This window comes from Pseudomonas sp. 21615526 (assembly GCF_013386245.1).
Classification (GTDB): Bacteria; Pseudomonadota; Gammaproteobacteria; order Pseudomonadales; family Pseudomonadaceae; genus Aquipseudomonas.
The window spans coordinates 76,638-96,326 of record NZ_JACAOM010000039.1; the positions used below are offsets into that span (position 1 = coordinate 76,638).

At 63.0% G+C, this 19,689-nt stretch carries 16 protein-coding genes; 11 read left to right on the forward strand and 5 right to left on the reverse strand.

All coding sequences use genetic code 11. From position 1 onward, the window contains the following. Positions 1–88 precede the first annotated feature (88 nt). Both HX786_RS13745 and aroQ read right to left on the reverse strand, forming a co-directional pair. Positions 89–955, reverse strand: coding sequence for a shikimate dehydrogenase (locus HX786_RS13745; RefSeq protein ID WP_218647738.1), 867 nt, complete (start codon positions 953–955; stop codon positions 89–91). After that, positions 952–1,392 carry a type II 3-dehydroquinate dehydratase gene (aroQ, locus tag HX786_RS13750; protein ID WP_003215541.1) on the reverse strand — a complete coding sequence of 147 codons (441 nt, stop codon included), beginning with the start codon at positions 1,390–1,392 and terminating at the stop codon, positions 952–954. Before aroQ ends, HX786_RS13745 begins: the two co-directional genes overlap by 4 nt. A 205-nt stretch (positions 1,393–1,597) precedes the next feature. On the opposite strand from aroQ, the gene HX786_RS13755 reads away from it, so the two are divergent. From HX786_RS13755 to HX786_RS13785, 7 genes are all read left to right on the forward strand, one after another. Then, the gene (locus tag HX786_RS13755; RefSeq protein WP_003215543.1) at positions 1,598–2,119 is read left to right on the forward strand and encodes an RNA polymerase sigma factor; all 522 of its coding nucleotides are present in this window, start codon (positions 1,598–1,600) and stop codon (positions 2,117–2,119) included. 63 nt (positions 2,120–2,182) lie between these two features. Beyond that, entirely contained in the window at positions 2,183–3,172 is a 990-nt protein-coding gene (locus HX786_RS13760; RefSeq protein ID WP_178912216.1) for a FecR family protein, read from the forward strand. A gap of 134 nt (positions 3,173–3,306) precedes the next feature. After that, complete coding sequence (locus HX786_RS13765) at positions 3,307–6,057, forward strand: TonB-dependent receptor (protein WP_003215548.1); 2,751 nt, start codon at positions 3,307–3,309, stop codon at positions 6,055–6,057. Positions 6,058–6,165: 108 nt separating this feature from the next. Beyond that, the gene (locus HX786_RS13770) at positions 6,166–6,786 is read left to right on the forward strand and encodes a heme acquisition protein HasA (RefSeq protein ID WP_003215551.1); all 621 of its coding nucleotides are present in this window, start codon (positions 6,166–6,168) and stop codon (positions 6,784–6,786) included. A gap of 176 nt (positions 6,787–6,962) precedes the next feature. Continuing rightward, on the forward strand, positions 6,963–8,705 hold the full coding sequence (locus HX786_RS13775) for a type I secretion system permease/ATPase (RefSeq protein ID WP_178912217.1): 1,743 nt from the start codon (positions 6,963–6,965) through the stop codon (positions 8,703–8,705). Next, entirely contained in the window at positions 8,702–10,033 is a 1,332-nt protein-coding gene (locus HX786_RS13780) for an HlyD family type I secretion periplasmic adaptor subunit (protein WP_178912218.1), read from the forward strand. Before HX786_RS13775 ends, HX786_RS13780 begins: the two co-directional genes overlap by 4 nt. Next, positions 10,030–11,358 carry a TolC family outer membrane protein gene (locus HX786_RS13785; RefSeq protein WP_003215554.1) on the forward strand — a complete coding sequence of 443 codons (1,329 nt, stop codon included), beginning with the start codon at positions 10,030–10,032 and terminating at the stop codon, positions 11,356–11,358. The genes HX786_RS13780 and HX786_RS13785 overlap by 4 nt, the downstream gene beginning before the upstream one ends. 163 nt (positions 11,359–11,521) lie before the next feature. On the opposite strand, the gene trmA is transcribed toward HX786_RS13785, so the two are convergent. Together trmA and HX786_RS13795 are read right to left on the reverse strand one after the other, a co-directional pair. Next, on the reverse strand, positions 11,522–12,601 hold the full coding sequence (trmA, locus tag HX786_RS13790) for a tRNA (uridine(54)-C5)-methyltransferase TrmA (RefSeq protein WP_178912219.1): 1,080 nt from the start codon (positions 12,599–12,601) through the stop codon (positions 11,522–11,524). Next, positions 12,598–13,893, reverse strand: a complete 1,296-nt coding sequence (locus tag HX786_RS13795) for an NCS2 family permease (protein ID WP_003215557.1) — start codon at positions 13,891–13,893, stop codon at positions 12,598–12,600. The genes trmA and HX786_RS13795 overlap by 4 nt, the downstream gene beginning before the upstream one ends. Before the next feature lie 200 nt (positions 13,894–14,093). Between HX786_RS13795 and HX786_RS13800 the strand changes: the two genes are divergently transcribed. The 4 genes from HX786_RS13800 to HX786_RS13815 all read left to right on the forward strand — a co-directional run bounded on the left by HX786_RS13800 (position 14,094) and on the right by HX786_RS13815 (position 18,343). Next, on the forward strand, positions 14,094–14,546 hold the full coding sequence (locus HX786_RS13800) for a DUF4879 domain-containing protein (protein ID WP_008436632.1): 453 nt from the start codon (positions 14,094–14,096) through the stop codon (positions 14,544–14,546). Between the two features lie 106 nt (positions 14,547–14,652). After that, positions 14,653–15,177 (forward strand): (2Fe-2S)-binding protein, encoded by a 525-nt coding sequence (locus tag HX786_RS13805; protein ID WP_256344191.1) that lies wholly within the window; start codon positions 14,653–14,655, stop codon positions 15,175–15,177. Beyond that, positions 15,174–16,163, forward strand: coding sequence for a xanthine dehydrogenase family protein subunit M (locus HX786_RS13810; RefSeq protein ID WP_003215563.1), 990 nt, complete (start codon positions 15,174–15,176; stop codon positions 16,161–16,163). The genes HX786_RS13805 and HX786_RS13810 overlap by 4 nt, the downstream gene beginning before the upstream one ends. Next, entirely contained in the window at positions 16,160–18,343 is a 2,184-nt protein-coding gene (locus tag HX786_RS13815; protein WP_178912220.1) for a xanthine dehydrogenase family protein molybdopterin-binding subunit, read from the forward strand. Before HX786_RS13810 ends, HX786_RS13815 begins: the two co-directional genes overlap by 4 nt. On the opposite strand, the gene HX786_RS13820 is transcribed toward HX786_RS13815, so the two are convergent. Further along, positions 18,340–19,581 carry an MFS transporter gene (locus tag HX786_RS13820; RefSeq protein WP_178912221.1) on the reverse strand — a complete coding sequence of 414 codons (1,242 nt, stop codon included), beginning with the start codon at positions 19,579–19,581 and terminating at the stop codon, positions 18,340–18,342. The genes HX786_RS13815 and HX786_RS13820 overlap by 4 nt on opposite strands. Between the last annotated feature and the right edge of the window lie 108 nt (positions 19,582–19,689).

The window sequence follows — 19,689 nt, forward strand, 5'->3', positions numbered from 1 at the left end:
CTCGCGAATGCGGTGGGTCAGTAAAACATCCGGTGGCTGACACTCCGCATTCGCGAGCAAGCCCGCTCCCACATTTCTAATCCGGTTTCTACAGTTGGGTGGTCATGCTCTGGAAGTGCGCGAGCATGCGCTCTGCATCCGCCACTTCGCCAGTGAACAACTCAAACGCCTTCACCGCCTGAAACACCGCCATGTTGCCGCCATCCAGGGTGCGGCAACCCAGAGCGCGGGCGTTGCGCAGCAGTTCGGTTTCCAGTGGGAAGTAGACGATCTCCGCTACCCACAAGTCGGCGCGCAAGGTGTGCAGCGGCACCGGCATGCCCGGCAGCTTGGCCATGCCCATCGGTGTGGTATTCACCAGGCCATCGGCCTCGGCCATGGCGCTTTCCAGGTCATTGCCGGCCTGCGCCCGGCCGGTACCAAAATGCTGGTTGAGGTTGTTCGCCAGGCTGCGGGCACGTTCGGCGTCCATGTCGAAAATACTCAAGCGTTCCACGCCTTCACCCAGCAGCGCATGGGCGACTGCCGCCCCGGCGCCGCCCGCGCCCATCTGCACCACGAACTTTCGAGCCACATCACTCAAGCCCCGGCGAAAGCCTTCGGCAAAGCCCAGGCAGTCGGTGTTGTGGCCGATGCGTTTACCGTCGCAAAGCACCACGGTGTTCACCGCGCCGATGCCCCGTGCTTCGGGTGACAGGTCATCCAGCAGCGGCAGGATCGCCTGCTTGCACGGGTAGGTGATGTTCAAGCCGGTGAAGTTCATCTGTTCGGCCGCCATCAACAGGTCGGGCAGGGCGCGGGTATCCACCTGTAGCTGGTCGAGGTCGATCAGGCGATAGAGGTAGCGCAGGCCCTGGGCATCGCCTTCATGCTCATGCAGGGCCGGGGTGCGGGAAGCCTGGATGCCGGCGCCGATCAGGCCGGCCAGAATTCGACGTTTGGACACCACGCTCATCCCTTCAAGTTCTTGCTGAAATGTTCGAGGGCGAGGTGATAACCGTGGCTGCCAAACCCGGCCAGCACCGCCTTGGCAATCGGTGACACAAAGGAGTGATGACGGAAGGCTTCCCGGGCATGCACGTTGGACAAGTGCACTTCGATCACCGGCACTTCACTGGCCACCAGCGCATCGCGGATCGCCACCGAAGTGTGGGTCCAGGCTGCCGGGTTGATCACGATGCCGGCGCAACGGGCGCGGGCGCCGTGGATCCAGTCCAGCAATTCGCCTTCGTGGTTGGTCTGGCGGAATTCGACTTTCAACCCCAGCTGTTCGGCGCTGCGGCCACACAGGGCGGCAAGGTCGGCCAGGGTTTCGTGGCCATAAGTGGCGGGCTCGCGAGTGCCGAGCAGGTTGAGGTTGGGGCCGTTGAGCACCAGCACGATGGGCGGCATAGAGGGTTCTCCACTGTTGTTTTTATGTATGCCGATAAAATGTACTGAATGGTTAATTTGGTCAATCGCGTGGGTGGGAACCGTTCGATTACCGAACGCAGAATGAAAACCACCGTTGTGTGGATCAGAGTTGATATCAATTGAAAATCATTCTCGACAACGCTTAAGATGCCCGCCTGTTTCCTTAACATTCCAGGGAGTCGGTTTGTCGGACGTGGATCTCAAAGGCCTGTTTCTCAAGCACGCCGATACCCTGCGCGGGTATCTCGCACGCAAGGTACGGGACCCGCAGTTGGCCGCAGACCTGGTGCAGGAGAGTTTCCTGCGCCTGGCGCAAAAGCCGGCCGGCGAGCGCATCGACAACTCCCAGGGCTATCTCTATCGCACGGCCGGCAATCTGCTGATCGACCATATCCGCCAGGAGGCGCGGCGCAAGACCGACTCCGTGCCCCATGAGGCGCTGGCCGAGATTGAAGATGAAATGGCCGGGTTGGAGGCTCAGGCGATGGCGCAGCAACAGCGGCAGGCATTGAAGCAGGCACTGGCGGAATTGCCGGAGCGTACCCGGCAGATTTTCCGTCTCAACCGGATCGAGGGCATGACCCATGCCCAGGTCGCGCGCCACCTGGGCATTTCCGACAGCTCAGTGCAAAAGCACCTGGCCAAGGCGCTGGCGTATGTCATGCAGCGTTTGCAGGAAGGTGAGGCGGGGCCGTCCGACGAATGAATTACCGACAAACCTGGGGTCAGACGTCACAGCGTTATATAACGAAAAATTCGAGATTCACACGTGAATAGCCCGGGTCCGCAACAGCACAGCATTACCGAGGCGGCTGCCGATTGGGCGGTGCGCCTGCACGCCGGCGCCCTGACCGATCAGGAGCAGGCCGAGTTGCGCCAATGGATCGCCAGAGACAGCCGCCATGAAGCGGCGCTGCGTTTTGCCGAGCAGACGTGGGCGGCGCTGGGCGAGGTGCATCGCGATGAGACGGTGCATCGCCAGCGGCCGCCCGCCACCGCTGCGCCGGTGCGCGGCCCTCGTCGGCGCAGGCCGTGGCGCATGGCGGCGAGTGTTGCGCTGTTGCTGGTGGTGGCGGGCGTCGGCTGGGTGCGCGGGCCTGAGGCGCTGCTGCAGGTGCAGGCCGATTACCTCACCCAAAAAGGCGAAGTGCGCACCGTGCACCTGGCGGACGGCAGCAGCGTGCAACTGGATTCTGCGAGTGCGATCAAGCTGGATTTTGACGGTGTGCAGCGGCGCATCAGCCTGATCAAAGGCTCGGCGATCTTTGATGTGGCGCCCATGGCCGGTGAGGAAAAAAGGCCGTTCGTGGTGCACAGCGCCAGCGGGCAAACCCGTGCCCTGGGCACGCGGTTTGTGGTCGAGCGTGAGGACGACCGGCAGGCCTGGGTCGGAGTGTTGCAGCACAGTGTGGCCGTCACGCTGCAGGCGCTGCCGCAGAAAGAAACGGTGCTCAAGGAAGGCCAGGCTGCGCGCTACAGCCCGGAGAACGGCGTGGTCGCCCTCGACGACTTCGACCTGGAGCGCGCCACCAGTTGGCGTCGCGGTGTGCTGATCTTCGACCGCTTGCCGCTGGCCAAGGTCATCGAACAGCTCAACCGCTACCGGCCGGGCAAGGTGGTGCTGACCAATGCCGACCTCGGCACCCGTGAAGTCAGCGGCGTGTTCCGCCTCGATATGCTCGACACGGCCCTCGGCACCCTGACCGAAGAATTACAGGTGCAGCGCTTTGATCTGGCGGGGCTGAGCCTGATCTATTGATGGGGTCGCCGGGCCCCGTTTACGCCCTTTGAAAAAACTTTCAAAAAAACCTTACTGAGTTCCGACGCCTGACACGTCCTGTTAAGTGAGAAGTATTCGCATAAACAAGAATGGTCAGCGAAGGGATAACGTCGATGTCTGCAATCACCAAGGGGCGCAACACCGGTAGCCGGTTGGCCCTTGCCATCCACCTGGGGCTGTTAGCCTCCGCCTGCCAGGTGCAGGCCGCCGAGGCGCCAGTCGGTGAATCACAGCCTGTCACGTTGACGTTTGATATTGCGGCGCAACCCTTGGGCCTTGCCGTACTGACGTTCGCCGACCAGGCCGGGTTGCAAGTGTTGTTCGACAGCGCGCGCCTGCAAGGCCTCACCAGCACCGCGCTCAAGGGCCGTTACAGCGCCCAGGAAGGCCTCGGCCGATTGGTGGGCAGTGCACCGGTGGAATACCGCTTTACCGGGGACCGGCAGGTGACGCTGACTCGCGTCGGCGCCGACCATGACGGTGCGCTGACCGTGGGCACCACCACCATCACCGGCAACACCAACGGCAAGCCAAGCGACTGGGTGTACGACACACCGCGCTCGGTGGCCGTGATCAGTCGCGAGCAGATCGACAAACGCCCACCACGCCACGCCGCCGACATGCTCGAAGAAACCGCCGGCGTGTACACCGCCGTCAACCAGCGTGACCCGGGCCTGTCGGTGAACATCCGCGGCGTGCAGGACTACGGCCGGGTCAACATGAACATCGACGGCATGCGCCAGAACTTCAACGTCAACGGCCACCAGCAGCGCAACGGCACGATGTTGATCGACCCGGAATTCATCTCCAGCATCGAAATCGACAAGGGCAGCCAGTCCGGGCAGGGCGGTGCTGCCGTGTTGGGCGGGATTGCATCCTTCAAGACCCTGGAGGCCAGTGAGTTCCTGGCCGATGGCAAGGACTATGGCGGGCGTCTGCGTGCCGGTAGCGGGATTGGTGAACTGGGTAACGGCACCTATTTCAACGGCAGCGGTGTGTTTGCCTTTGGCGACGAGCGCGGCGACGTGCTGCTGGGGTACAGCGAACGGCATTTTGGCGACTACCGCGCCGGTACCCACAACGACCAGAAACTGGGCACTCATTTGCGCGCTCGTGACTCCCAGCCTGCGGCCTTCGACGATTGGCTGAACAGTGAGGTCGGTGACACCGGCAGCGTGACCCGCTCGCAAATCGTCAAGTTCGGCCTGAACCTGCCCAATGACCAACGGGTGCAACTGAGCTACCTGGAAAGTGACAGCGACAGCAATGACGCGTGGGCCTACACCGCCCCGGATAACCAGAGCGTGTACTACCAGCGCGTCAGCAAGAACAACCTCAATGCCAGGAACGTCGGACTGGATTATCGCTACACGCCGGATAACCCGCTGATCGATTTCAAGGCCAAGGTCTACTACGTCACCACACAGATGGACCGGGACAATGCGCCCAACACCGCGTCGCTGACCTCCGGCAACTATGTGGCGGGCTACACGGATCATTTTCAGACCGATACCTGGGGTGTACAGGGCGACAACACATCGCGGTTCGACTTCGATGCGTTGGGTCATGTGAGTTGGAACTACGGCGTGGAGGTGTATCAAGACAAGTTCAAGCCCAGTACCAACAAGGTCGAGGCCACCAACCTTTCCGGCCTGTTGCCTTACGTTGAAGGCGGGACGCCCGGTGGCAAACGCACCATCGCCAGCCTGTTCAACAACCTGCAGTACGAATATGGCGACTGGCTGACGCTGGATGCGGGCTTGCGGTACGACCGCTATCGGCTGGAAGGGGTCACCGGGATGACGCTGTACCGGCGCGATCGGTTCTACAGCAGCACGGTAGGTGCCAAGCGTGTCGAGGAAGTGTTCGACATTGATAGAGAAGAGGGCCAGTTCTCTCCCACGTTCGGTATCGGCATAAAACCGGGGCTGGACTGGATGCAACTCTACGCCCGCTGGGGCAAGGGCTGGCGCCCGCCGGCGGTGACGGAAACCTTCATGACCGGGCGTCCTCACGGTGGCAGCTCATCAGAGCGGGTGTTTCCCAACCCGTTCCTGAAACCCGAAGAGTCGCGGGACTGGGAAATGGGCGTGAACGTATTCAAAGAGGGACTGCTGTTCGGTGACGACCGCCTGGGCATGAAGGTGGCTTACTTCGATACCCGGATCGAGAACTTCTCTTTCCTCAATCACAGCGTCAGTTTGCCGGAGACCTCCGTCGGCGGTTTTCTCGGCACGATGGCGTACGTCAATAACACCAACCCCACGCGCTTTCGGGGGGTGGAGTACCAGCTCAACTACGACATGGGGCGGGCGTACGCCAACCTTAGTTACACCCACATGATCGGCAGTAATGAGTTCTGCTCGAAGAACTATTACATGGGCGGGGCGAAGAAGAACGGGCCGTCCACCACACGCTATGAACGCTACACCCGGCCAAACGGCACGATCGGCCTGCGCCCGGTGACCACGTATGAGGTGCTGGACGACGATGTCGCCAACAACAAGGAAAGCTGTGGCCGGATCATGGGCAACGCCACCTATATGCCGGCTGATCGCGGCTCGCTGACCCTGGGCGCGCGCTTCCTGGAAAAGCGACTCGATATGGGCGTCCGCGTGCGCTACAGCTCAGGCAATGGCGAGAACCTCGACTCACAAGGTTATGACTTCATCGACCAGGCGCTATGGCCCCAGTACACCCTCTATGACCTGTACGCCAGCTACTGGATGACCGACCAATTGAACATCGCCCTGGCGCTGGAAAACGCCACCGATGAGGCCTACTTCGTTGCGATGGGGGACGCCAATAACCTGAGCCTGGCGCGCGGGCGAACGTTGAGCGGGATGCTCGAATACAAGTTCTGATCAAGGTGCCACGGCACTTTATCAACCAACGGTTTTGCCCAAGGGTGGGCAAAAAGTGCGCTGTATGAGCGTGCTGATCAATCGTGTTGTTTATAACGAGGTTAAGTGATGACTATTTCTGTTAGTTACGAAGCTGCGCTCGGTGCTTACTCCGTCTCGGACTATCTGACCGACTGGGCACTGGGGTTCAACACTGCGGGGCACGGCAGCAGCAACACCGGCGGCTTCAGCAACGGCTCCCTGAGCGGCGACCAGTATTCGACCCACGGCGCCAACAATTCCGACTACGCCTTCATTGCCGACAGCAACACCAGCAACGGCCTGCACTACGTATTCAACCCGGCGCTGCCAGCCAGCCACAACGAAAACCACTACCTGTGGGGCAACCTGGATAACGTTCAACTGGGCACCGGCCTGGGCGGCGGCAATGGCAGCGACTTCACCCTCGATGCGTTCAAAGTGGCTTTCAACGGCCTCGACTTGAGCGCGGCACAAGGTGCAGGCCGCGTCGGCAATGACGTTCAGAACGTGATCTACAGCCTGATGCAAGGCAACACCTCGGCACTGGAAACCGTGCTCAACAACCTGCTGGACGACTTCGGCCTGTCCACCGCCAACACCTTCGACGAGATCTCGGCCGGCCTGGCAGCACACGCTACGGCAACCACCACCGACGTCGCCCTGGTAGGCGTGCAGGACGTTGCACAGGACTGGGCACTCGCTGCCTGATGTTGCTGCGCAATGAAAAAAGCGAATGGAAGATCACTCTCCCATTCGCTGCGTAAACCCCGTCGTCGCCGTGAGTTTCGAAGGCCAGGGCGACGGCGGTGACAAATTCTGCGCAGCGGCGCGCGGCGTGTCAAACGCGGGCGGCGCTTCCCGATTTCCCCCATGAGAATCCCTCGATGCGCCATGCCGGCAACGAAACCCTGGCCGCTCTCACGGCCTATAAAAGTGGCTTCCTCAACATTGGCCTGTTTTCGGCAGTGATCAACCTGTTGATGCTGGCCCCGGCGCTGTACATGTTGCAGGTCTACGACCGGGTGCTGGCCTCCGGCAACTCGATGACACTGTTGATGCTGACGCTGATGATCCTTGGCTTGTTCGGCTTGATGGGCGCGCTGGAGTGGGTGCGCAGCCAGGTGGTGATCCGCCTTGGCACACAGATGGACATGCGCCTGAACCAGCGGGTGTACGACGCCGCGTTCGAGGCGCAACTCAAGGGCGGTACCCAGGCGGCCGGGCAGGCGTTGAGCGACCTGACGACCTTGCGCCAGTTCGCCACCGGCCAGGCGCTGTTCGCATTTTTTGATGCGCCGTGGTTTCCGGTGTACTTGCTGGTGATCTTCCTGTTCCACCCCTGGCTCGGCGTCCTGGCGCTGGCCGGTGCGCTGATGCTGATGGCGCTGGCGTGGGCCAACCAGCACATCTGCCAGGCACCGTTGACTCAGGCCAATCAGCTGTCGATCAGCGCCAGCCAGCAGGCCACGGCCAACCTGCGCAATGCCGAAGCCATCGAAGCCATGGGCATGCTGGCAACCCTGCGTGCGCGCTGGTTTGCCCAGCACCAGGCGTTTCTGGCGGCGCAGAACCTGGCCAGTGAAAAGACCGCTGCCATCAGTGCCTGGTCCAAGGGCGTACGCCTGGCGTTGCAGTCATTGGTCCTCGGTCTGGGCGCATTGCTGGCGGTGCAGGGGGCTATTACGCCGGGCATGATGATCGCCGGCTCGATCCTGATGGGGCGGGTACTGAGCCCTATCGACCAGCTGATCGGCGTGTGGAAACAGTGGAGTTCGGCGCGCCTGGCCTATGACCGTTTGACCCTGATGCTGGCGGCCAACCCGGCGCGCACCGAGCGCATGAGCTTGCCGGCGCCCAGCGGCCAGTTGACGGTCGAACAGGTAAGCGCGTGTGCGCCCGGCATTCGTCGGCCCGCGTTGGCCAACCTCGGGTTCAGCCTGCCTGCCGGTGACGTGCTGGGCGTGATCGGGCCTTCCGGTTGCGGCAAGTCGACCCTGGCGCGGTTGCTGGTGGGGGCCTGGGCGCCCTTGGCCGGCAAGGTGCGGCTGGACGGCGCGGACCTGGCGCAATGGGACAAGCAGCAACTCGGCCCGCACATTGGGTATCTGCCCCAGGACATCCAGCTGTTCGCCGGCAGCATTGCCGACAACATCGCGCGTTTCGACACCGTGGATTCGGACAAGGTGCTCGCTGCCGCGCAAATGGCCGGCGTGCATCAACTGATCCTGCAGTTGCCCCAAGGCTACGACACCCAACTGGGGGAGGGCGGTGCCGGGTTGTCCGGCGGGCAGAAGCAACGTGTCGCGCTGGCGCGAGCGCTGTACGGCGTGCCTGCGCTGATCGTACTGGATGAGCCCAATTCCAATCTCGATGAGGCCGGCGAGCAGGCCTTGCTCCATGCCATCACCTTGCTCAAGGCGCAGCGTCGCACGCTGGTGCTGATCACCCACAAGACCCCTGTGCTGGCGTTGACGGACCAATTACTGATTCTGCGGGACGGCCAGTTGCAGGCGTTCGGGCCCACGGCGCGGGTGTTGGAGGCCACGCAGAAACCGGTGGCCGCGCCGCCCAAACCGGTGTCGGCGATGAGCATGAGCTACCGCCTCGGTGAAGGAAAAAAAGCATGAACCGACCTGTGCTTGTGACGGACAACAGCGTGCCGCCGGTGAACAACGTGCTGGCGCTGGACGATAAAAAATACGCGCGCCTGGGCTGGTTGCTGGTGCTCGGCGGGTTTGCCGGGTTCCTTGGCTGGGCCGCGCTGGCACCGTTGGACAAGGGCGTGGCGGTGTCCGGCAAGGTCATGGTGTCGGGGCACCGCAAGACGGTGCAGCACCCCGCGGGCGGGATCGTCGAGCGGATCGAGGTGCGCGATGGCGAGGTGGTAAGCGCCGGCCAGGTATTGATCCGCCTGAAGGAAACCCCGTTGCGCGGGCAGATGCAGTCTTTGCGCAGCCAGTTCATTGCGTCCCGGGCCAGCGAAGCGCGCTTGAGTGCCGAGAGCGAAGGCTTGTCGGCCATCGTCTTCGGCCCCGAACTGCTGAACGAGCCTGAGGCCGCCGCCACCTTGAGCCTGCAACGGCAACTGTTCAGCAGTCGCGCCCAGGCCCTGGCCACGGAGCAGCAAGGCCTGCGGGAAACCATCGCCGGGGCCGAGGCACAATTGCGCGGCACCCGGGAATCCCAGGCCAGCAAAGTGCTGCAACGCACCGCGATGAATGAACAACTGCAAGGCCTGCGCGAGCTGGCGCGGGACGGCTACATTCCGCGCAATCGGCTGCTGGAAAATGAACGGCTGTATGCCCAGCTCGACGGTGCGATTGCCGAGGATTTCGGCCGCATCGGCCAGTTGCAACGGCAAGTCCTCGAACTGCGCCTGCGCATCCGCCAGCTCGGCGAAGACTTCCAGAAAGACCTGCGCGGCCAACTGGCCGAAACCCGCACCCGCAGCGACGACTTGCGCAACCGGTTGGCCTCGGCCGAATTCGAATTGGCCAACAGCCTGGTGCGCGCGCCGGCGGCTGGCGTGGTGGTGGGGCTGGAGGTGTACACCGAAGGCGGCGTGATCAAGCCCGGCCAGGCGCTGATGGACATCGTGCCCCAGGGCGAACCACTGCTGGTGGAAGCGCGGGTGCCGGTGCAGATGGTCGACAAGGTGCTCCCGGGCTTGCCGGTGGAGTTGCTGTTCTCGGCGTTCAACCAGAGCACCACCCCACGCATTGCCGGTGAAGTGACGCTGGTGTCGGCCGACCGCCAGGTCGACGAGCGCACCGATGAGCCGTATTACACCTTGCGCGCCCAGGTCAGTGCAGCTGGCATGCGCCAGCTCGACGGCTTGCAGATTCGCCCGGGCATGCCGGTGGAAGCGTTCGTCAAAACCGGTGAGCGCTCGATGCTCAACTACCTGTTCAAACCCTTGCTGGATCGGACTCACATGGCGTTGGTGGAAGAATGAAGGCGCTGTTATTCGGTCTGTGTTGTGCCTGCAGTGGATCGGTTCAGGCGCTGGGATTGCTCGACGCCTATGACTTGGCCCTGCGCAACGATCCGACGTTTCAGGCGGCAATCCAGGAGCGCGAGGCCGGCGAGGAAAACCGCATCATCGGCCGCGCCGGGCTGTTGCCGAACCTGTCCTGGAGCTACAACAACTCGCGCAATGAATCCGAAGTCACCCAGTCGACGGCGGTGGGCAACGTCACCAGCGACCGCGATTACCGCAGCTATGCCTCGACCCTGACCCTGCAACAACCGCTGCTCGATTACGAAGCCTATGCGCGCTATCGCCAGGGTGCAGCGCAGGCGCTGTTTGCCGATGAACGCTTTCGCAGCAAGAGCCAGGAACTGGCCGTGCGGGTGTTGAGCGCCTACAGCCAGGCGTTGCTGGCCCAGGAGCGGATCGAGCTGAGCCGCGCCCAGAAACGCGCGTATGCCGAGCGCCTGCAACTCAATGAACGGCTGCTCAAGGGCGGCGAGGGCACCCGCACCGATGTGCTGGAAACCCAGGCACGCCTGAGCCTGGCCCAGGCCGAAGAGATCGAATCCCTGGACACCCAGGACGCAGCCTTGCGCGAGCTGGAAGCGATTGTGGGCCAGCCGTTGCAGATAGACGAGTTGGCGCCGCTGACTCGCCAGTTCGAGATCCCGCCGCTGGAGCCCAACCGTTTCGAGACCTGGCGGGAAATGGCGATGGCCAACAACCCGGAGCTCAAATCCCAGCACCACGCGCTGGACGTCGCCGAATACGAAGTGGAGCGCAAGCGCGCCGGGCACATGCCCAAGGTCAGCCTGTATGCGAGCAGCCGCCAGACCAGCTCGGATTCGGAAAGCAGCTACAACCAGAAGTACGACACCAACAGCGTCGGCATCCAGGTCAGCCTGCCGCTGTTCGCCGGTGGCTCGGTGTCGGCGTCAACCCGTCAGGCCGCCAATCAACTGTCCCAGGCCCAATATGAACTGGACGCGCAGACCGCCAGGACGCTGATCGAACTGCGCAAGCAATTCAACCTCAACACCAGCGGCGCGGCCAAAGTGCGGGCGTATGAAATGGCGGTCAGCTCGGCCACCGCCCTGGTGAAGGCGACGAAGAAAAGCGTGACCGGTGGCGAGCGCGTCAACCTCGATGTGCTGGATGCCGAGCAGCAACTGTTCACGGCACGCCGCGACCTGGCGGATGCGCGGCATGCGTATCTGCTGGCGCGGATACAACTGAAGTATTTTGCAGGGTTGCTGAACGAGCAGGACCTGCGGGCGTTGGCGGGGTATTTCCAGCCATCGGCATGATGGCTATATCGGCTAACACACCGATCCACTGTGGGAGCTGTCGAGCCTTGGCGAGGCTGCGATGGCGGCGGGGCTGATGACATTTTTCTGTCTGACCCACCGCCATCGCGGCCTCGCTAAAGCTCGACGGCTCCCACATTTTGATCTTTGCAGTGCTGGGGATTTAACGCCGGGTCAGTAACACACCCGATTCCATGTGGTGCGTCCACGGGAACTGGTCAAACATCGCGCACTGGGTAATCCGGTGCGTGTCATGCAGTTGCGCAATGTTCGCCGCCAACGTCTCCGGGTTGCAGGAGATGTACAGGATGTTCTCGAAGCGCCGGGTCAGCTCGCAGGTGTCCGGGTCCATGCCGGCACGCGGCGGGTCGACGAACACGCTGCCAAACTCGTAGCTCTTGAGGTCGATGCCGTGCAGGCGGCGGAACGGCCGCACTTCATTCAAGGCCTCGGTCAGCTCTTCGGCAGACAAACGCACCAGGGTGACGTTATCCACCGCGTTTTCATCGAGGTTGCTCAGCGCCGCGTTCACCGAAGTCTTGCTGATCTCGGTGGCCAGCACTTTGCGCACGCGAGTGGCCAGGGGCAGGGTGAAGTTGCCGTTGCCGCAGTACAGCTCCAGCAGGTCATCACTGCGATCGCCCAGGGCTTCGAATGCCCAGTTGAGCATCTTCTGGTTCACCGTGCCGTTGGGCTGGGTGAACGCGCCTTCAGGCTGGCGATAGCTGAAGGTGCGACCGCCGACGTCGAGTTTCTCGACCACGTAATCGCGGCCGATCACATCGCGCTTGCCCTTGGAGCGGCCGATGATGCTGACGTTCAGGTCCGCCGCCAGCGTGTTCGCCGCCGTATGCCAATGCTCGTCCAGCGGGCGGTGATAGCACAGGGTAATCATCGCGTCGCCGGCCAAAGTGGTGAGGAACTCCACCTGGAACAGCTTGTGGCTCAGGGCGGCGCTGGCTTGCCAGGCGGCCTTGAGTTGCGGCATCAATTGGTTGATGCGCAGGCTGGCAATCGGAAACTCTTCAATGAGGATCGGCGTGCGCTTGTCGTCCTGGGAGAACATTGCGTAGTGGCGCTGACCCTCTTCGCGCCACAGGCGGAACTCCGCCCGCAGGCGGAAGTTCTGCAACGGCGAGTCGAAAACCTGAGGCTCTGGCGCGTCGAACGGCGCCAGCAGGTCACGCAGGCGCGTGACCTTTTCTTCCAGTTGAACGGTGTAGCTTGCGGCGTCAAAAGTCATGCGTTGAACCAGCCCAGCTTGATCACAAACAGAATCGACAGGATCACCAGCGCCGGGTTCAGCTCACGGTAGCGGCCCGAAAGCAGCTTGATGGCGGTCCAGGCGATGAAACCGAAGGCAATGCCGTTGGCGATGGAATAAGTGAATGGCATCGCCAGGGCGGTGATCACCACCGGTGCGGCGACGGTGATGTCGTCCCAGTCGATTTCGGCCAGGCCCGAGGTCATCAGCACGGCGACGAACAGCAGCGCCGGTGCGGTGGCGAAGGCCGGAACGCTGGCCGCCAGTGGCGAGAAGAACAGCGCCAGCAGGAACAGGATCGCGACCACGACGGCGGTCAAACCGGTACGGCCACCGGCGCTCACGCCCGCCGCCGATTCGATGTAGCTGGTGGTGGTCGAGGTGCCCAGCAGCGAGCCGGCCATGGCCGCCGTACTGTCAGCGATCAGCGCACGGCCCATTTTCGGCATGTGGCCGTCCTTGCCCATGAGGCCCGCGCGCTTGGCGACGCCGATCAGGGTGCCGGAGTTGTCGAACAGGTCGACGAACAGGAACGCGAAAATCACGCTCACCAGGCCGATGTCCAGGGCGCCCTTGATGTCCAGTTGCAGGAAGGTCGGGGCCAGCGAAGGTGGCATCGACATCACGCCGCCGAACGGGGTGAAGCCCAGCACGATGGAGGCGATGGTCACCACCAGGATGCCGATCAATACCGCGCCGCGCACTTTCAGGGCTTCCAGCGCAACGATCAGCGCGAAGCCGAGGGTGGCGAGGATCGGCGCGGGTTGTTTCAGGTCGCCCAGGCCCACCATGGTGGCCGGGTTGCTGACCACGATGCCGGCGTTGTGCAGGGCGATCAGCGCCAGGAACAGGCCGATACCCGCCGCAATCGCCGAGCGCAGGGGCAGCGGGATGCTGTTGATGATCCATTCACGGATGCGGAAGATCGACAGCAGGAAGAACAGCACTGCCGAGATGAACACCGCACCCAGCGCCACTTGCCAGGTGTGGCCCATGTGCAGGACCACGGTGTAGGTGAAGAATGCGTTGAGGCCCATGCCCGGTGCCAGGGCAATCGGGTAGTTGGCGATCAGGCCCATCACGGTGGAACCGATGGCCGCCGCGAGGCAGGTCGCGACAAAGACCGCGCCCTTGTCCATGCCGGTCTCGCCGAGAATGCTCGGGTTGACGAACAGGATGTAGGCCATGGCCAGGAAGGTGGTGACGCCCGCGAGAATCTCGGTGCGCACATTCGTGTTGTGTGCCTTGAGTTGAAACAGCTTTTCCAGCATGCCTGCTCCCTGTGACGCTATCTTGCGTCGTTATTTGTTGACCTCTAAGTCAAAGCACAAACTGCGCCAAGCGCCTGTGGTTCCAGAGAGGATCGGAAAAAGCGGCGCATCATACCAGCAGCCGAGGGCCAGTGGCGCATAGGCTTGATCATGGCCTTGAGGCATACTGCGCCGACGTTTATTACAGGGTCATCGACAGCATGAAAAAAGCCAGCGCCTGGAGTCTAGCTCTGTTCGGTTGCATCGGCCTGTGGCTCGGTGCGGCACCGGCGTGGGGCGCGCCTGCACCGGCGTTGAGCGAGGTGCGGGTATTCAAGGTTCAGTCGGCCAAGTGCACTGAAACCATTCCCGAGCGGGCCGACAGCACCCAGATGTGCACGCACCGCGGGCAGACACTGGTGTACGTGATGGAAGTCGGCCTGGGCAACAGCCCACAGGCATTTTTCGACGGCGCGTCGGTGCCCCGTATCAGCACCACCGCCATCTGCCAGGTGGGTTCCATCAGCCAGCCATGCAGCGGCGCGGGAACGTTGATGGGCTACATCTATACGTTCCAGCTGGATAATGTCGAAGCCGGCGGCACGTTCCAGTACAGCAACACCTCGATCAACCCACCGCGCAACCAGTTGGTCACCACCCTCGGCATTCGCTGATCGCCACCCATCAATTGCCTTGAACGCTCATAAACTCCGGAAGTCGGACCGCTAAGACGGCGACTTTTCTGAACGCCGCGATTGCACACCAATCCGTGAGGTGTTTATGAGCGCAACTCCCAATGGCGCGGCGGCCAAGCCGTTCGTCAGTCATCCGATACGCCTGACCCTCAATCGGGACCCCATTCAACTGGATGTATTGCCCTGGACCACCCTGCTGGACCTGCTGCGCGAGCAACTGGACCTGACGGGCACCAAGAAGGGCTGCGACCACGGCCAGTGCGGTGCCTGCACCGTGTTGCTCAACGGTAAGCGGGTGAACGCCTGCCTGACCCTGGCGGTGATGTGCGACGGTGCCGAGTTGACCACCATCGAAGGCCTGGCCTCGGGCGAAGACCTGCACCCGATGCAACAGGCCTTTATCAAGCACGATGCCTTCCAGTGTGGCTACTGCACGCCGGGGCAAATCTGCTCGGCGGTGGGCCTGGCCCGTGAAGGCCGCGCCCACGACACCGCGCAAATCCAGGAACTGATGAGCGGCAACCTGTGCCGCTGCGGCGCCTACAACAACATCCGTGATGCCATCGAAGAAGCCTTGCCGGCGTGCCGCGTGCAGGGAGGTGAGCAATGAATCCCTTCCATTACAGCAAGCCGGCCGACGTGCAGGAGGCGGTGCACCTGGTCAGCCCGGCGTCGCGGTTTATCGCCGGTGGCACCAACCTGCTGGACCTGATGAAAGAGAACATCAGCCGCCCGGAGCACCTGATTGATATCACCGGGCTGCCACTTCGCGACGTAGAAGAAACTCCCGAGGGCGGCTTGATGATCGGTGCCCTGGTGAGCAACGCCGACCTGGCCTGGCACCCGCTGATCGAGGAACGGTACCCGCTGCTGTCCCAGGCCATCCTCGCCGGCGCCTCGCCGCAATTGCGCAATATGGCCAGTACCGGCGGCAACCTGCTGCAACGCACCCGTTGCTACTACTTCTATGACGCCGCCGTGCCCTGCAATAAACGCGAGCCCGGCAGTGGCTGCCCGGCGCGGGTCGGTTTGAACCGCATCCACGCGATCCTCGGCGCCAGCGACCAGTGCGTCGCCACCCATCCTTCGGACATGTGCGTGGCCCTGGCCGCCCTGGATGCGCGGGTGCATGTGCAGGGCCGGGGTGGTGCGCGGGTCATCGAGTTCGCCGACTTTCACCGGCTGCCGGGCGATGCCCCCCAGCGGGATAACCAGTTGGCCGACGACGAACTGATCACCGCCATCGAGTTGCCTGCCGACCACCTGGCTGCCCACAGTCACTATCTGAAAATCCGTGACCGGGCTTCCTACGCCTTCGCCCTGATATCCGTCGCGGCGGCGCTGGAGCTGGATGGCGATGTGATCGTCGACGCCCGCCTGGCCCTGGGCGGCGTCGCCCACAAGCCATGGCGTGATCGCGCGGTGGAAGCCGCGCTGATCGGCCAGTCCGTCAGCCGCGAAACTTTCAGCACTGCCGCCGAAACCCTGCTCCTGGACGCCGAGCCGCTGGAGCACAACGGCTTCAAGATCAAACTGGCACGCCGCGCGATCATTCGCGCCCTGAGCGATGCCGCTGTTGCAGGAGCCACGTCATGAGCGCAATCGGCAAACCGTTGGACCGGGTCGACGGTCTGCTCAAGGTCACCGGGCAAGCGCGCTATGCCGGTGAGTTTCCCGAGGATGGCTTGCTGCACGGCAGCGTGGTGTCGAGCAACATCGCCAAGGGCCGGGTCATCCGCATTGATGCGTCCCAAGCCCTGGCGCTGCCCGGTGTGGTGATGGTGCTTGATCACCTCAACCGCCCGAAACTGGCCAGCTACGACGACAGCTACGCCGATGCCGATGCTGCCGACGGCTCGCCGTTTCGCCCGCTGTACAACGACCGCGTGCTCTACAGCGGCCAGCCGTTGGCATTGGTGATTGCCGACAACCTGGAGCTGGCGCGCCACGCCGGTTCCCTGGTGCAGATCGAATACGCCGCCGAGCCTGCCGAGACCGATCTGCTGGCCTTGCAGGAGCAGGCGCACCCGTCGCCGCAAACACCGCCCAAGCCGCGCGGCAACTTCCAGGCCGAATGGACCGGCGCCGCCACGAGCCTGGATCTGCACTACAGCACGCCCATCGAACACCATAACCCCATGGAACCCCACGCCAGTACCGTGCTGTATCAGCCGGACGGCACCCTGCATATCCACGACAAGACCCAGGGGCCGCAGAACTGCCAGGCCTATGTGCAGAAAGTCTTCGGCCTGGATAAAAGCCAGGTGCGGATCTTCGCCGCGTTCGTCGGCGGCGCCTTTGGTTCAGGTCTGCGCCCGCAGTACCAGTTGCCGCTGGCAGTGATGGCATCGCTGGCCCTGAAGCGTTCGGTGCGCGTCACCCTCACGCGCCAGCAGATGTTCACCTTCGGTTATCGCCCGCGCACCTTGCAGCGCCTGCAACTGGGTGCTGCCGCCAATGGCCGCTTGCTTGCCCTGGGCCACACCGCCATCGGCCAGACCTCGCGCTTCGAGGACTTCAGCGAACACGTGGTGGAATGGAGCGGCATGCTCTATCACTGCGATAACGTGCTGCTGACCTACAAGCTGGTGCCGCTGGACGTGTTCACACCGCTGGACATGCGCGCTCCCGGCGCAGCGCTGGGGGTGATCGGCCTGGAATGCGCGATGGATGAACTGGCCTGCGCCCTGGGCATCGACCCGGTGCAATTGCGGCTGATCAACTATGCCGAGCGCAATCAGAACGAAGACAAGCCCTGGTCCAGCAAAGCGTTGCGCGAATGCTACAGCGAAGGTGCCGAGCGTTTTGGCTGGAGCCAGCGCAACCCGGAGCCGCGAAGCATGCGCGATGGTCGCCAACTGATCGGTTGGGGCATGGCCGGCGGGGTGTGGGAGGCCCTGCAAATGAAAGCCAGCGCCAAGGCGCGGATCGACCATCTGGGCAAGCTCACGGTCAGCAGCGCCACCACCGATATCGGCACCGGCACCTACACGGTCATGGCGCAGATCGCCGCCCAGGCCAGCGGCGTGCCGGTAGGCGATGTGACGTTCCTGCTGGGGGATTCATCGCTGCCGACAGCGCCATTGCAGGGCGGCTCGTTTACCGTGTCGTCGGTGGGCAGTGCGGTGCAACAGGCCTGTGAAGCGTTGAACGCCAAGCTGTTGGACATTGCACGCAAGACGTACCCGGCGTTCAAAGACGCTGAGTCGGCGCGGTTTGAGAATGGCCAGATGCACGCCGGTGACCAGCGCATCTCCCTGGCGCAATTGGTGCAAGACAGCGGCGAGCAGGCGCTGGAAGTGCAGGTGGATTGCGAGCCGGGCAAACAGCGCGAAGGCTATGCCTCTGCCACGCATTCAGCGGTGTTTGTCGAAGTGCGGGTGGATGAGGACCTGGGCACCATCAAGATCAGCCGGGTGGTCAGTGCGATTGCGGCCGGGCGGGTGGTCAATCCGAAGATGGCCCGTAGCCAGATTCTCGGCGGTGTGGTCTGGGGCATCGGCATGGCGTTGCATGAGGAGACCCAGGTCGATCACGCATTGGGTCGCTCCATGAACCACAGCCTGGCCGAATACCACATTCCGGTAAACGCGGATATCGGCGAGATTGATGTGCTGTTTGTCGAAGAACACGACGAGATCGTCAACGCCCTTGGGTCCAAGGGCGTCGGCGAGATCGGGATAGTCGGGGTGGCGGCGGCGGTGGCCAACGCGGTGTATCACGCCACCGGCAAGCGGGTGCGGGACTTTCCCGTCACCCTCGACAAGGTCTTCTAAACCTTGGCGGGTTCTTCCACCGGCACATGCATGCGGTCGCGGTTGGCCAGGGTCGGGAACAGTTTGATCCAGACCCCGGTCACCACCAGCGTGCCGATGCCGCCCATGACCACGGCGGGCACGGTGCCGAACCAGTGGGCGGTGATCCCGGACTCAAATTCGCCCAACTGATTCGACGCGCCGATAAACAGCCCGTTGACCGCGCTGACCCGGCCGCGCATTTCGTCCGGGGTTTCCAGTTGCACGAACGAGGCGCGGATCACCATGCTGATCATGTCCGCTGCGCCCAATACCACCAGCACCGCCAGGGAGAACCAGAACGAGGTCGACAGGCCGAACGCGATGGTGGCTACGCCAAACACCCCGACCGCCGTAAACATGATCCGCCCGACATGCCGGTCGACGGCAAACCGCGCCAGCCACAACGACATCAACAACGCCCCGACCGCTGGCGCCGAGCGCAGCAGCCCAAGGCCCCACGGCCCGGTCAGCAAAATGTCCTTGGCGAACACCGGCAGCAAGGCCGTGGCGCCGCCCAGCAATACGGCGAACAGGTCCAGGGAAATCGCGCCGAGGATGTCCGGCCGACTGCGGATAAAACGAATCCCGGCCAGCAACGAATCCATGGTCGCCTTGGCCTTGTTCAGCGGCGTCTGGCGCGCGGGCAGGTTGAGGGTCAGCACGCAGGCGATCAGGTACAGCACCACCGTGGGGCCGTAGACCCAGACACTGCCAAAGGCGTACAGCAGACCGCCCAGCGCCGGCGCCATGATGGTGGCCAGTTGCTGTGCCGACTGCGACGACGCCACCGCGCGGGGGAACAGTGCCGTGGGCACGATGCTCGGCAGCAGGGCCTGGGTGGTGGGCATTTCAAACGAGCGGGCTGCGCCCAGCAGGAATGCCAGGATAAAAATCATCTCGCGGGTGACATTGCCGGTCAGCCCGCCGATTGCCAGGGATAGCGCGATCAACGCTTGAACGGTCTGGCAGATGGCTGCGACCTTGCGCCGTTCATAGCGGTCGGCCACATGGCCGGTGTGCAGCATGAACAGTACCCGCGGTACGAACTCCACCAGGCCGACCAAACCCAGGTCCAGCACGTTGCCGGTCAGTTGGTAGAGGTTCCAGCCGATGGCCACGGTGAGCATCTGGAAACCGCTGGCGGTGAAGATCCGCGCCAGCCAGAACGCGATGAAAGGGCGGTGGTGACGTAACAGCAGCGCGGGTTCACTGGGCATCGGGGAGACGGGTCTGGGTGGGGGAACGGTGAGGTTATCACCAACTTGTAACCAATAGTTGCGTGGTGGGTTGGGGGGATGAGATATGTTCAGTCTGGCTGAGTACAT